Consider the following 13,824-nt stretch of genomic DNA (forward strand, 5'->3'; position numbering starts at 1 on the left):
CATCCCCATCACCCGTCCTTCACCTTCTCCTCGACCGCCTTCCGCCCCGACTCCGGCAGAGCATCCATCACCTCCCCGCGCTTCGCTTCATCCAAGCCCCTGATCGCAACCAACCATCTTCCCTTCAAGCTCACCGTCGAGACGCCATAGCGCTTGCTCTCGATGATCGACCACATCACCGCGGGCTCCCTCCGGAAGACATCCTGGAAATTCACCAGCAGCTCGTAGTCATCCGGCGTCTCTTTCATCACCGTATCCAGCGCCGCCTCCCAGTCTTCCTTGATCCACTGCTTCAGGATCTCTGTGCTCGCCTTCAAGCGCTCAGGCCGGTCGAGCCCCTCATACGCCAGCGCCTTCCACGCCAGGCGATGCACGCTCGCCTGCGGCCCCTCATGGGCAGGCCGTGCCGGAGCCTTTCCCGAGACCTTGGCACGGTCCGCGTCTCCTGCACCTGCGCTCGCGATCGCGGCCGGCGCATCCGCCTTGCCCATCGTCGACGCTTCCACATCGGGCCGGAAGAACCAGATCCCCGCGGCCAAGGCCACCGCGTGAGTGGCGATCCATGGCAGGGCCTTGCGAAATTTCGTGGAGTCCATCGCGGTCACGGGGCTGAGAATTCCTTCACCAAATCTTTCCTACCCATCCTCTCCGCGGTCTTCGCGAAGCTGCTGTAGGCCGCATCCCGATTCACACCGGCCGGCATCGTGCGGAGCCACTCCACATAGCCATCGCCATACTCGCGATACGCCATCTGTCCGTAGTTGCTCCACGCATCTTCCCGCTGCGGTGCCGCCTCCGCGCTATCCGGCCCGGGTGCCAGGCTGATCATCGAGTAAAAAGTCTCCGGGCTATTGTCACGGAAAGACCAGCGCGCCTGATGGATCACCGCTAGGTTCCTCTCCTCCTGCGGCAGTTGCGAAAGGAGGGCATAAGCCGCATTCGCATCCTCGGAAGCCAGCTCATTGTAAACCCGGACCCGCGTCTCGAAATCGGATGCCGCCGCTAGCTCCGGGAAGGTCTTCTTCACCGCCTCTAGCACCTCCTCCGCGCTCATCGCCCCATGACGGAAGGCATAGCGATAGTCCGGCCCGGACTTCATCAGCTCATTGATATCCACCGTCGAGATCTGCTTCAGCGCACCCTCGCGCAGCGCCTCCGGCGTCGCCTCGCTCAGCCATGACAGATTCCTCATCTGCGCGATCCGCTCGTCGAGCGGCACCGAAGGATCGGCGTAGCGATAAAGATGGCCCACCAACTCCTTCTGCTCCTCAAGCTTCCGCGTAAAGTCCTCCGGCAAATCCGTCCGCCCCTTGATCGCCACCAGCAGCTCGCTCGCACGGCGCGGATTCCCCAAATTCCCGAGGAAGGATTGGAGCAGGAATGAAGCATCATCCCCCGCAGCCAGAGCCATCTCCACATACCGGTCCGCCTGACCTGCCGGCCAGCCTTGCGTGATCGCCCGGAGGATGTCTGCATTCCTTCCATTATCCTCTTTCCTCGCCTCGATGACGATCGCGGCAGCCGCGGCCGGATCCATCTCGCCCAGCTTCGCGACAAGGAGTTGCCCGAGTCGGAAAGTAAGGATGCCCCCGCTCTTGCGCGCTTGGATGAGCTTCAGGTGCTCCTCCGCCGAAAGCCCCGCGACCAATTGCTTCAGCACCGCATCCTTCCCCGGATCCATGCCATCCTTGAAAAGAAAATCCAGCGCCGCCATCGGATCGCCCAGGAACCACGCCAGGAATGCCGCGGCCAATTCCTCGCGCGGTGGCGGGCCATAGGACTCTTCATCTGCCGCCAGCTCACGCGCACGCTTCTCACCATCCGCTGGCGAAAGCCTGTCCGCCGCCGCCTTCACCGCCGCATTATCCAGCTTCTTGGTCACCGCCTCCGCCGCCTCATGGGCCATCCGGTTCGCGCTATTCTCCAAGCTCGGCCTGCTTTCTGTCCGCTCACCCGTTTTCGTCGCCGCCGCATGCCGTGCCTCCTCTCCTTGCCGTGCATCCGCACGCACATACCACGCCCCGGCACCGAGACATAAGAGATGACTGCCCAGGAGGATTAGCGGCCTCTTCATAAACTCCGCTTCTATGTCTACCGCGATCCGGAAGCTAGGGGAAACTTCGGACCCCACCGCCTATCCTCCGCCCCCTCGCCTTTCAAATCCTGGCACCCCTCCGCGCCTCTTCGCGGCGAGCCCCGCCTTCACTTCTGTTAGACCGGCTGCTTTCCTTCAAGCCCCCTTGACGAGTCCGTTACTCTCCTCCGCGTGCCTCCTCGTCGCCGAGCCTTTGCAGACATCCGATCCTTGCGTTCCGCCATCAATGGCCGCCGCATCGTATCCTTCGTTTGCAAGGACAAGACCTTCACCATCGAACCCTACGGCCTGCTCCAGGCAAAGTGCTCGAAGGCATGGGTCCTCGCTGGCTGGTGCCTCGAGCGGCAGGCATGGCGCTTTTTCCGCTTCGCCGAGCTTCGCGATCTCGTGACCCGCGAGGATCGCTTCCCGCTGCGCGATGACTTCCCCATGGAGGTCCCGGACAATCGCGGCGGCTGGCGTCGCCGCGAAGCCTGAGCCTCGGTGGGAGCGGCTTCACCTTTCGTTCCACCCGGTGCCCCAAGCACCGGCGGAGCAGTGCTCCATGGGGTTTTCCCCCACGCGTCATAAGCCCCCTGATTTCAAGGAAGTAGCGCGGCAGGAATCGAGATCGGAGAAGGTCCCTTCCGTTTGGCATTGCGTTTTGCAATCTCATTATAAAACGCCTCGACCCTCTCTGCCGGGCATTTAGGTCAATGGTCACCCGTCTTCACCGGCGGGTTTTCTAACAGATCATTCCCTCCCTCACGTCCACGAAATGCCTTACGACGCGATCATCATCGGCGGCGGCCCCGGCGGTAGTACCGCTGCGAGCGTGCTGGCCCAAGCAGGCAAGAAAGTCCTCGTCCTCGAGCGCGAACGATTCCCCCGCTTTCACGTCGGCGAGTCACTCATCCCCTACGGCAATGACGTGCTTCGCGAGATCGGAGCATGGGACAAGATGGTGAAGCAGGGCTTCATGGAAAAGCTCGGCGCCGAGTTCGTCCTCGGGAACTCGAAGGCCGCGATCAATATCATCTTCGGCCGCTACCTCGCCTCCGGCTATGCCCAGACCTTCCAGGTGGAGCGCGCGAAGTTCGATCACCTCTTGCTCGAAAACTCCGCCTCGCTCGGCTGCGAAGTGTGGCAGGAAACCAAGGTCACCTCCGCCTCGATCACCGGCGATGGCGTGCGCGTGACCTGCCAGAAAGACGGCGTGATCCACGAACTCAACGCGCGCTGGATCCTCGATGCCAGCGGACGCGATGCCTTCCTCGGCCGCCAGATGCAGCTACCGAAGACAGATCTCGGCCTGCCAAAAAAATTCGCCACCTTCGCCCACTTCCGCGGCGTGCAGCGGAATGATGCGCCCTACCACGGCCACATCACCATCGTGCGGCTCGACTTCGGCTGGTTCTGGATGATCCCGCTGGATGCGGAGAAAACATCCATCGGTCTCGTCCAGACGCTGGAACACTTCAAATCCACCGGCATGACGCCCGCCGAGTGCTTCGAGCACGTCGTCGCCACCACCACCGAACTCCAGCGCCGCATGGCCGGGGCCGAGCGCGTGAACGAATACAACTTCGCGGGCGACTACACCTACCGGCATCTCCAGAATGCGGGGCCCCGCTGGCTGCTCATCGGAGATGCGGCGGGCTTCATCGACCCGATCTTTTCCTCCGGCGTCATGCTCGCCATCCGCTCCGGCCATGCCGCGGCGAAGGAAGTGGTGGCCGCGGATGCGAAGGGCACAGCCCTCTCGCCGCGCGCGCAAAAGCGCTACACGAAGAAGGTCGGGGAGATGTGCCAGGTCTTCCTGAACATGATCAAGATGTTCTACGACAATGCCTCCTTCGAGGTCTTCATGGATGCCCATCCGCCGAAAGGCATGGAGTGGGCCGTGAACAATCTCGTCGCGGGCAATACGCGCATGGGCTGGCGGCTCCGCCTCCACGTCTGGCTCTTCTACGCCGTCTGCACCATCCACCGGCGAAAGGCCATCGTCCAGAAGATCGACTTCTCGGACCCCGCGCGCCAGGCCGCCCCGCAGGTCTCCACCGCTCTCTGATTGATGATCGATACCACCCCTCCAGCCGATGAATACGATGTGGTCGTGCTCGGCGGCGCCCTCTCGGGTGCAGCCACCGCCACGCTCCTGCTCCGCCAGAATCCGGGCCTGCGCCTGCTCATCATCGAGCGCACCGAAATGCTCGGCCGCCGCGTGGGCGAGGCCACCGTGGAAGTCAGCGCCTACTTCATGGGCCGCGTCCTCGGCCTGACCCGCTATCTCAACGAGAACCACATCTGCAAGCAGGGCCTGCGCTTCTGGTTCCGGAATGACAAGGTGGAGAATATCTCCCAGGCCAGCGAGCTCGGCGCGAAGTATCAAGTACGCCTCCCCTCGTACCAGCTCGACCGCCAGACCTTCGATGAAGAGGTGCTGCGCCGCGCGGGTGAAGCCGGCGCCGAGATCCTCCGTCCCGCCACCATCCGGAATGTCGAGCTCGTCTCCGGCGGCCTGCAAGGCATCGAGCTGAAGCACGGCGGAGAAGTCCGCACCGTGAAGGCCCGCTGGGTCGTGGATGCTTCCGGCGTGGCCGCCATCCTCGCCCGGAAAAACGGCTGGTGGGTCCGCAATCACGAACACCCCACTGCCGCCGCATGGTCGCGCTGGCGCGGGCTGAAAGACTGGGATGGCCGCGAGCTCGCGGAGAAATATCCCGAGTGGGCAAAGGATGTCTACGGCGTGCGCGGCACCGCCACGAATCACATCATCGGCGATGGCTGGTGGAGCTGGTGGATCCCGCTGAAGGGCGGCGATACCAGCGTCGGCGTGGTCTTCGACCAACGCATCGTCGATTGGCCGGAAGGCGGCAAGGTGGCGGACCGCCTGAAGGATTTCCTCATGGACCACCCCGTGGCGCGCGAACTTCTGGCCGACGCGACCTACGATGAAGAAGACGTCCACTGGCGGCGGAATCTGGCATACTACAGCACCACTTTCTCCGGAGATGGCTTCGTGCTCGTCGGCGATGCCGCCGCTTTCATGGACCCCTTCTACAGCCCCGGCATGGATTGGATTTCCTTCTCCACCACCAGCGCCGCCCACCTCATCACGCAGCAGCGGAAGGGCGAGGCGATGGGTCCGCTGATCGAAAAGCACAACCGCGATTTCTCCGTCTGCCACCGCCGCTGGTTCGAGTCCGTCTACAAGGACAAGTATCACTACATGGCGGAGTTCGATCTCATGAGCCTGGCCTTCAAGCTCGACCTCAGCCTCTACTACTGGGGCGTGGTCATCCCTCCCTTCTCGGAGGGCGTGATGTCGCTGACCATGCCGCCCTTCTCCCCGCCCAGCGGCCGGATCTTCTCCGCGCTGATGAGCTGCTACAACCGCCGCTTCGCCGCGATCGCGAAGCGCCGCCGCAAGCACGGCCTGCTCGGCCGGAAGAACAAGGAGATGCGCTGCCTGATCCCCGGCTTCACCTTGGAGCGCCGCGATATGTTCCGGCTCTTCGGGATGCTCGCGGAGTGGGCGAAACTCGAGCTCACCGAAGGCTTCTACACCTGGTTCACCCCGGACGACCGCGACGCGCTGCCCAGCGCCACGAAGGTCGAAGCCACCTCTTGATCCTCTTCCCCCCTTTTCTGGATGAATCGAAATACCATCTTCTACCTCGTCATGCTGCTCATCGTGGGCGGCGGCATCCTGGGCGTCGTGAAGCTCGGCGCGCATCTGCCCGGTCCCGTCCACACGGAAGCGACCCTCGCGGCAGAGGCGGCGAAGCCCCACGTCGCCGCAGCGGTCCCGGCATCCGGCTCCGCGCTCGGTGCCATGTGGTCCACGCTCCGCACGAATCTCGATCACCCGCTCAGCCACCTCTTCATCCAGCTGCTGGTCATCATCAGCGCCTCACGTTTGGTCGGCGGGCTCTTCACGAAGTTCGGCCAGCCCGCCGTGGTCGGCGAAATGATGGCGGGCATCCTGCTGGGGCCCTCCCTGCTCGGCTGGGTTTCGCCGGATATCTTCCAGTTCGTCTTCCCCCAGACCTCCTTGGGCACGTTGAAACTGCTCAGCCAGATCGGCGTCTGTCTCTTCATGTTCACCGTGGGGATGGAGCTGGACGTCCGTCAGGTGCGGAACAAGGCGCACACCGCCGTGGTCGTCAGCCACGCCAGCATCGTGGCTCCCTACTTCCTCGGTGTGGTGCTCGCCTACTTCCTTTATAGTAGTTTGGCCCAGCCCGGCACGAATTTCACCGCCTTCGCCCTCTTCATGGGCATCTCCATGAGCATCACCGCCTTTCCGGTGCTCGCACGCATCCTCCAGGAGCGCGGCATGGCCAAAAGCTATCTGGGGAATACCGCGGTGACCTGCGCGGCGGTCGATGACGTCACCGCCTGGAGCGCCCTTGCCTTCGTCGTCGCCATCGCCGGGTCCACCAGCGTGATCGGCTCCGCCCTGAATCTCGGGCTCGTCGTCCTTTTCATCGCCGCGATGATCTGGGGCCTCAGGCCGCTGCTGCCTCGCCTCTTCGGAAAGGAAGAACTCGAGCGCCCCGAGCCATCCAAGCGCACGCTCGCCATCACCATCTGTGCCGTGCTCATCGCCGCGCTCTGCACGGAGACGGTGGGCATCCACGCGCTCTTCGGCTCCTTCCTCGCCGGTGCCATCATGCCGGAGATCGCAGGCTTCCGCCACAAGCTGGCCGTGCGCGTGGAGAATTTCAGCACCGTCCTGCTGCTTCCGCTCTTCTTCGCCTTCACCGGCCTGCGCACCCAGATCGGCTTGCTCAATGACCTCGGCGGCTGGCTCATCTGCCTCGGCATCATCGCCGTCGCCACCGCGGGCAAGCTCGGCGGCAGCGCCCTCACCGCACGCTTCACCGGCATGAGCTGGCGGGATTCGCTCCAGCTCGGTGCGCTGATGAATACCCGCGGCCTCATGGAGCTGATCGCGCTGAATATCGGCTACGATCTCGGCATCCTCTCGCCGCGCATCTTCGCCATGCTCGTGATCATGGCCCTCGTCACTACGGCGATGACCGGTCCGCTCCTGTCACTTTTCCAGCGCATGCCCGTCCGCGATGAAGCGCCGGATGGCCTCGCGCGCTCCTAGAAAGCGCACGCCCGCCCATGAGTTCCTCTCCTCCCCGCACCCGCATCGCAGTCATCGGCAGCGGCCCTTCCGGCTCGATCTTGTCGGCCCTTCTCGCCGACAAGGGTGTGGACGTGACCCTCTTCAATGGCGGCAAGCGTCCCGACATGATCGTGGGCGAATCCGGCATCCCGGCCCTCGTTCCGGTGATGCGCCGCCTCGGCATCGAGGACGCGGTCGCGGCCCTCGCCCAGCACAAGCCGGGTGCCACCTTCTCCTTCGGAAGCGAGAGCCCGATCCAGCTGAGCTTCCGCTCGATCGAAGGAATCCTGCCCGCCTACTCCTACAATCTGCCGCGACCGCAGTTCGACCAGATCATTGAGAACCGCGCGCGCCGTAGCGAGACGCGCTGGATCGAAAAAGAAGCCACCATCCTCGTCGCGCCGGAAGGCAGCAACCGCGAGGTCATCCTCGATGATGCCACGCTGGCCCTCGTCCCGGAGTGGCAGGGAGAGCAGCCGGATCTCATCGTGGACGCCACCGGCCGCCGCCGCACGGTGGCGAAGCTGCTGAAGATCCCCGTGAAGACCGGCCCGCGGAAGGATGCGGCCCACTTCGCCCACTACGCCGGCTGGAAGCATCCCGGACCACCCGGACAGATCATCATCTCCCGCACCGCCTTCGGGGGCTGGAGCTGGCAGATCCCGCTGAAGGATTGCATGTCCGTCGGCGTGGTGATCCCGCGCGAGATCCTGAACTCCTTCGGAGCGACTCCCGGGGAGCGACTCGAAGCCGCCATCGCGCGCGATCCCATCCTCTCCGCCGCCGGCCCGGATCGGAAGCGGATCTCGGAGGTCCCCATCTACTCGAACTACCAGCTCATCAGCGATCGCGCCTATGGTCCCGGCTGGGCTGCCGTGGGCGATGCCTTCGGGTTTGTCGATCCCATGCTCTCGCCGGGCATGTGGATCGCGCTGCGCAGCGGTGAATGCCTCGCAGACCTGATCCAAGCGGAAGGCGGCAACCGCTGGGACACCCTGCTCGCCACTTACGAAAGCGAGATGCGCGGGCGTCTCACCGCGTGGCAGGAGCTCATCGAGAAGTTCTACAATGGCCAGATGATGGCCGCCTACGCCACCGGCGAGAGCTTCATGAAGATGATCCCCGGCCCGCTGATGAAGATCTTCAATCGCCACGTGGATCGTCACTTCGCCGCGATGTGCTGCGGTGCCTACACCGAGCGCCCTTACAGCAGGAAGCTCCTCGACTTTGTCTGCAAGAACCCGAGGGGCTTCGACCCGAAGGACTACGCGATCGGCTGAGCCACTCCGGTGACGCCAAAACCCATTGTCCCCCCCACTCAAGCATCCCATCGAACATTAAAAGCTAAACCCAATGATTCAGAATGTTTTGGTTCTCGGTGGCGGAAGCGCTGGCTTCATCGCGGCGATTTCGATCAAGCGCAAGATCCCCCAGCTCCGCGTGACCGTGGTGCGCAGCCCCGCGATCGGCGTGATCGGCGTTGGTGAAAGCACCACTCCCAATTTCCCGCGCCATCTCTTCGACTACCTCGGGATCTCCCGGAAGCGCTTCTATGCGCTGGCCCAGCCGACATGGAAGCTCGGCATCCGCTTCCTGTGGGGCTCCCGCGGCAGCTTCGACTACACCTTCAATCTCCAGCTTGATTCCCACTACGGGGATCTCGACAAGCCGACCGGCTACTATTGCGACGATGATTTCAATGACGCGAGCCTGCCTGGCGCGCTGATGCGCCGTGACCTCGCCTTCCCCCGCCAAGCCGACGGCAGCCCGGAGATCCACGGTTGGCATGCCTTCCACATCGAGAACAAGAAGTTCATCGAGATCCTGGAGATCGTCGCGAAGGAAGAAGGCGTGGAAGTGACCGATGGCAAGGTGACCGGCAGCGAGCGCGGACCTTCGGGGATCGAGGCGGTGCACCTCGAAGACGGACGCCGCCTCACCGCGGATCTCTTCGTCGATGCCAGCGGCTTCCGCAGCGAGTTGCTGGGGAAGGCACTGGAGGAACCCTTCATCAGCTTCGACAAATCACTCTTCTGCAGCAAGGCCGTGATCGGCGGCTGGGAGCGCGGCCCGGACGAACCGATCCTTCCTTACACCACCGCCGAGACCATGGACGCGGGCTGGGCATGGCGCATCGATCACGAGCACCTGATCAACCGTGGCTACGTCTACTGCCCGGAGTTCATCTCCGATGATGAGGCCGCCGCCGAGTTCCAGAGGAAGAACCCGAAGGCAAAGGTGGAACCGAGGATCGTCAATTTCCGCTCCGGCCACTACCGCCGCCAGTGGGTCGATAACGTCGTGGCCTTCGGGAACTCCGGCGGCTTTGTCGAGCCATTGGAATCCACGGCGATCATGATCCTCTGCGCTCACGTCCAGACCCTCGTGGATTTTCTCCTGCACAGCTCACTGGAGCCCACGCCGACCATGCGGAATCTCTACAATGATCTGACCTACTCGAGCTGGGAAGACATCCGTCACTTCCTTTCGCTGCACTACAAGTTCAACGGCATGCTCGACACGCCCTTCTGGAAGCACGCGCGCGAGGACACCGATGTCTCCGGCATCGCGGACTTCATCGAGTTCTATCAGGAGAACGGCCCCACCGGCTTCTGCCGCTACCGCATGCCGCGGACCGAGAGCGACTTCGGCCTCGAAGGCTTCCTCGTCATGATGGTCGGCAACCAGGTGCCCTACAAGAAGCGTCACCAGCCATCACAGCGCGAACTGGAGACTTGGGCGCGCCACAAGCAGCAATTCGCCCGGGAAGCCACCAAGGGCATCCGCTGCGAAGAAGCACTCGCCTACGTCAAGCACCCCGGCTGGCGCTGGAACGGCGACCCCGCCAACTAGTCCCGGACCCAAGCGATGGCCGCTATCCACCAATAGCGGCCATCCCGTTCACCACGAGGACCAGCCACGATCCACAAGGGCCAATCCGCGCACCACCATGAGCGCTACTTCCCCACCGGAATAGCGCTCTTCAAAGTTCCATAAGCGACTCCAATCGGCGTGGCTCCTTTCAAAGCGTCGTAAGGCGGACGGGCTTCTTTCCAGAAGCCCCCCTTGGACATCCCCCTTTGAGAGCCCCCGCAAGAGACGTCCTTGCGTTCCCCTCTCCGGAGATTCCTCCTCCTCTGCGACCTCCGCGCCTCCCCGGTTCGTTCTCCCCCCTCAACGATCCTGCGCCCTTCCGCGCCATCTCGCGTCTCGCTCAAACTGCCTTTCCACTGATCACCGATCACTGATCACTCGGCACTTTGCCTTCCAAATCTCACGCGGGAAAGCCTCCATCCGGCAGTAGAACCCATCCCGCCATTCACCCGATACTCCTCCCGATGAATCACCTTCTTCAAACACTCCCCAAAGCTCCTCCGGCACCCTTCACCCTCCTGTTAATTTTCATGTTATAACAGGCAGAACAGGGAAGCGATCCAAGGTCCCCTCTCCCCTTCATCGCTCTCGTTTTGCAGAACTTTTGCACACCCTTCATCGCGCTTTGGCACAGGACTCTTCATCTTCAGGCAGGATCGGCACCGGAGTTTGAACCCGCTCCGTCGCAAATCATGAAAACCATCTCATCCCTGCTCCTCACGTTCGCGGCCGCATCGCTGTGCCCCGCGCAGGAGGAAAACCCCTTCCTGAAGGAGACTGCAAGGAAGGCCCCGCTTGCCGATGCCGGGGCATCCTTCCTCACCTTGGAAGAACACATCCTCGTTCCCTCCGATCTCCTCGATGCCTGGCTGGAGGAACACTCCGTGGAGAAGGGCGCCGAGCAACTCCGTGCCGCCGCCCAGGAGTGGATCGCCGCGGACAAGGCGGTCCTCGATCACTCCGCCCTCAGTGCCGGCATCGTCGGCAGCGAGTTCACGAACTCGACCACCATCGAGCAAATCTACGCCACCGAATACGAGCCCGCGAAAGAACGCGATGAATGGCAGCAAGCGACTTCTTTCGAAACGCGGAATCTGGGCTACACGCTCCAAGGCGATGCCATCCGCGAGCAGGGACAACTGGTCGTCCGCGCGGAGACCGATACTGTCCGGATGCTCCCTCACGGTTCCTATGACATCCTCGCCGAGGCGACCCGCGAGCCGTCCGATATCTTCATCCCGCGCTTTCGCAGTATCCGGAATTCACAGACGATCCCCCGCGACAAGCCCGATGCCGGAGACCCCTTCGGCCCCGGCAATTCCGGTCGGAAGAAGACCTTCCCGAGCTACGCCGCCGGAAAGGTCCACCTCGTCCTGCGTGCCGATGACGACGTCCCGGAGCCCATGGCGAAGGTGCCGAAGGGAAACGTCCCCGAGTATGATATGCCGCTCCAGCTCGCTCCGGATCGTCCCGTCCGTCTGGTCTTCTTCCGCGGCGAGCCCGTCGGTGACACTCCGGCCGGCGACAAGCCATTGGCAGATAGCTTCCAGCTTTCCATGCGCATCATTCAGGTGGATCAGCTCCAGCTTGTTGCCTGGCTGCAGCAGCACGACCTCGGCACCGCGGCCAAGGAGCTCAATCCAGCCGTGGAGTCATGGCTTCAGGATGGCTCGGCACAAGTCATCCGTGCACTCTCCGGCGAGGCCCGGAAGGGGGTCAGCAGCGATATCGAAGACATCAAGCCGCTCGAGTATCCCAGCGAGTATAAGATTGGAAAGCGCAGCCCCGCTAGCGATGGAAAGCCCTCGCAGCTCGAGTTCGCCGTGCCAGCTTCCTTTGAAAGGCGAAACGTGGGTACGGGCTTTTATAGCGAGCTCACCACCGATGGGAACGGCCCGCTGATCCGACTCATGCTGAACCGCGTGATCCATGGCTGCAATACGGTTCACAATCGCATCCTGCGCGATGGCAGGTGGGAACCGAACATCACCTTCCCCCGCTTCTCCTCCAACTCCTGGCACACGGTCCTGAGGCCGGGACAGGGCGAATGGACCCTCGTCGGCAGCGGTGGTGCCTTTGCCGACGATGGCGATGTCGATCCGGATCACACCGTGCTGGCCTTCATCAAGCTGAACTGAAGCAAGCTGCAAACCCACACCGGATCATGAAAACATCCTTTTGCAGAACTTTTGCCTCCTCTTCATCGCCCTTTGGCGCAGGCCTCTCCGGCTTCAGGCAGGATCGGCTCCGGAGCATGAACCCGCTCCGCAGCAAAACCATGAAAGCCATTTCACCGCTGGTCCTCTTGCTCGCAGGCGCATCGCTTTGCCCGGCGCAGGAGGAAAACCCGTTCCTGAATCAAACGACGGCGAAGAAGGCGCCACCCGCGGATGCCGGCGAGTCCTTCCTCAGCTTGGAAGAGCACATTCTCGCCCCGGCCGATCTGGTCGATGGCTGGATGGCCGCGCACCCCGACGAGAAGGACGCGGCCGGACTCCGCGCCGCAGCCCAAGGTTGGATCGCCGATGGCAAGGCCACTCTCGATTTCACCGGTCTCAACTCGGGCATCGTGGGCCGCGAGTTTGCGACCGACTCCGTTCTCGAGCAGATTTTCCCCACGGAGTTCGAAACCGGCAACCGGGAGAATGAATGGAAATTCCCCACCTCCTTCGAGACTCACTATGTCGGTTATCAGATCAAGGGTGATGCGATCCGGCAGAAGGACGAACTGGAGCTCCGGGCCGAGCTCAGAGTAATGAAGATGCTGCCCCAACAGCCGTGGGACAAGCTCGCCGCGGAAACCTCCCTGCCTGGTGACATCTTCACCCCGCGCTTTCGCAATTTCCGGGTGCAACAGGAAGCACCCGCCGAGGAAAGGGATTCGCGCGGCCGCATTCGTCCCGTCCGAAGAGATCCCCAAGGCGTGGGCTTTCCCGCGAGAATGACTCATCTGGCACTGCGGGCCGATGAGAATTTGCCGGAGCCTGTGATCAAAGGCGCGGAAGTGGACCTGTCCGAAAGCGAAGCCAAGCCCGAGCCGGCTGCCGATCGCCCGCTTCGTCTCATCTTCTTCCGCAATGATCCGGTTGAGGACGCTCCAGCGTCAGAGGCTCCACTTCCGGAAGACTATCTGCTCACCATGCGACTGATCCAGGTCGATCAAAGGCGTCTCTCCGATTGGCTCCAGAAGCGCGATCTCGGCAGCGTGACCAAGGAGCTCAATGAAGCGCTGGAGGGATGGAATCAGAACGGAGGCGTGGAAATCCTCCGCACCTTGACAGGGGCTGGACGCACCGGCACCACGACGATGATCGAGGACGCGCGGGAAATCGTCTACCCTACGGAGTATGAGCCCTGCCGTCGGACCACCTCGGAGGACGGCAAGGACTCGCGCCTTGAATTCGCCACCGCCACCTCCTTCGAAACCCGCAACGCCGGGGGCTTCATCACAAGCGCCATCCAGCCTGATCCCGGCGGCCCGCTCCTGCGGTTCGAAATGGAACGCATCATCCACAGCGGCTTCACCGTTCATCACCGCGTCCAGCGCGATGGCGAGTGGGTGGCGGACATCACGATGCCCCGCTTCTCCACCAATCGCTGGCAGACCACGCTGCGGCTGAAGCGCGGTGACTGGATGTTCGTTGGAAGCGGAGCTGCCTTCAAGGAGAACGGCGAGATCGATCACGACCATACCGTGCTGGGCTTCGTCAAAGTGGAGTGACAAGAGCCGCGA

Annotated in this window: 10 protein-coding genes; 8 read left to right on the forward strand and 2 right to left on the reverse strand. The window is 62.9% G+C overall.

Features of this window, described 5'->3' with window-relative positions:
* Nucleotides 1-8: 8 nt before the first annotated feature.
* Nucleotides 9-605 (reverse strand): hypothetical protein, encoded by a 597-nt coding sequence (locus HHL09_RS00440; protein WP_169452535.1) that lies wholly within the window; start codon nucleotides 603-605, stop codon nucleotides 9-11.
* Nucleotides 602-2,074: a hypothetical protein gene (locus HHL09_RS00445; protein WP_169452536.1), complete on the reverse strand. Its 1,473-nt coding sequence runs from the start codon at nucleotides 2,072-2,074 to the stop codon at nucleotides 602-604. Before HHL09_RS00445 ends, HHL09_RS00440 begins: the two co-directional genes overlap by 4 nt.
* A 231-nt stretch (nucleotides 2,075-2,305) precedes the next feature.
* Between HHL09_RS00445 and HHL09_RS00450 the strand changes: the two genes are divergently transcribed.
* The 8 genes from HHL09_RS00450 to HHL09_RS00485 all read left to right on the forward strand — a co-directional run bounded on the left by HHL09_RS00450 (nucleotide 2,306) and on the right by HHL09_RS00485 (nucleotide 13,812).
* Nucleotides 2,306-2,572, forward strand: coding sequence for a WYL domain-containing protein (locus tag HHL09_RS00450; RefSeq protein WP_169452537.1), 267 nt, complete (start codon nucleotides 2,306-2,308; stop codon nucleotides 2,570-2,572).
* A gap of 280 nt (nucleotides 2,573-2,852) precedes the next feature.
* On the forward strand, nucleotides 2,853-4,145 hold the full coding sequence (locus tag HHL09_RS00455; RefSeq protein ID WP_169452538.1) for an NAD(P)/FAD-dependent oxidoreductase: 1,293 nt from the start codon (nucleotides 2,853-2,855) through the stop codon (nucleotides 4,143-4,145).
* A 3-nt stretch (nucleotides 4,146-4,148) separates the two neighbouring features.
* Complete coding sequence (locus tag HHL09_RS00460; RefSeq protein WP_169452539.1) at nucleotides 4,149-5,708, forward strand: NAD(P)/FAD-dependent oxidoreductase; 1,560 nt, start codon at nucleotides 4,149-4,151, stop codon at nucleotides 5,706-5,708.
* A gap of 21 nt (nucleotides 5,709-5,729) precedes the next feature.
* On the forward strand, nucleotides 5,730-7,196 hold the full coding sequence (locus HHL09_RS00465) for a cation:proton antiporter (protein WP_169452540.1): 1,467 nt from the start codon (nucleotides 5,730-5,732) through the stop codon (nucleotides 7,194-7,196).
* 17 nt (nucleotides 7,197-7,213) lie between these two features.
* A complete protein-coding gene (locus tag HHL09_RS00470; protein ID WP_169452541.1) occupies nucleotides 7,214-8,497 on the forward strand; it encodes an NAD(P)/FAD-dependent oxidoreductase in 1,284 nt (427 codons plus the stop codon).
* Between the two features lie 73 nt (nucleotides 8,498-8,570).
* On the forward strand, nucleotides 8,571-10,070 hold the full coding sequence (locus HHL09_RS00475; RefSeq protein ID WP_169452542.1) for a tryptophan halogenase family protein: 1,500 nt from the start codon (nucleotides 8,571-8,573) through the stop codon (nucleotides 10,068-10,070).
* A 713-nt stretch (nucleotides 10,071-10,783) separates the two neighbouring features.
* Entirely contained in the window at nucleotides 10,784-12,229 is a 1,446-nt protein-coding gene (locus tag HHL09_RS00480; protein WP_169452543.1) for a hypothetical protein, read from the forward strand.
* Between the two features lie 140 nt (nucleotides 12,230-12,369).
* The gene (locus HHL09_RS00485) at nucleotides 12,370-13,812 is read left to right on the forward strand and encodes a hypothetical protein (protein WP_169452544.1); all 1,443 of its coding nucleotides are present in this window, start codon (nucleotides 12,370-12,372) and stop codon (nucleotides 13,810-13,812) included.
* Nucleotides 13,813-13,824: the final 12 nt, after the last annotated feature.

The organism is Luteolibacter luteus, from assembly GCF_012913485.1.
Lineage (GTDB): Bacteria > Verrucomicrobiota > Verrucomicrobiia > Verrucomicrobiales > Akkermansiaceae > Haloferula > Haloferula lutea.

Coding starts and splice junctions, on each gene's coding strand:
- HHL09_RS00445 (WP_169452536.1), bottom strand. CDS start 2,074: ATGAAGAGGCCGCTAATCCTCCTGGGCAGTCATCTCTTATGTCTCGGT.
- HHL09_RS00455 (WP_169452538.1), top strand. CDS start 2,853: ATGCCTTACGACGCGATCATCATCGGCGGCGGCCCCGGCGGTAGTACC.
- HHL09_RS00460 (WP_169452539.1), top strand. CDS start 4,149: ATGATCGATACCACCCCTCCAGCCGATGAATACGATGTGGTCGTGCTC.
- HHL09_RS00465 (WP_169452540.1), top strand. CDS start 5,730: ATGAATCGAAATACCATCTTCTACCTCGTCATGCTGCTCATCGTGGGC.
- HHL09_RS00470 (WP_169452541.1), top strand. CDS start 7,214: ATGAGTTCCTCTCCTCCCCGCACCCGCATCGCAGTCATCGGCAGCGGC.
- HHL09_RS00475 (WP_169452542.1), top strand. CDS start 8,571: ATGATTCAGAATGTTTTGGTTCTCGGTGGCGGAAGCGCTGGCTTCATC.
- HHL09_RS00480 (WP_169452543.1), top strand. CDS start 10,784: ATGAAAACCATCTCATCCCTGCTCCTCACGTTCGCGGCCGCATCGCTG.
- HHL09_RS00485 (WP_169452544.1), top strand. CDS start 12,370: ATGAAAGCCATTTCACCGCTGGTCCTCTTGCTCGCAGGCGCATCGCTT.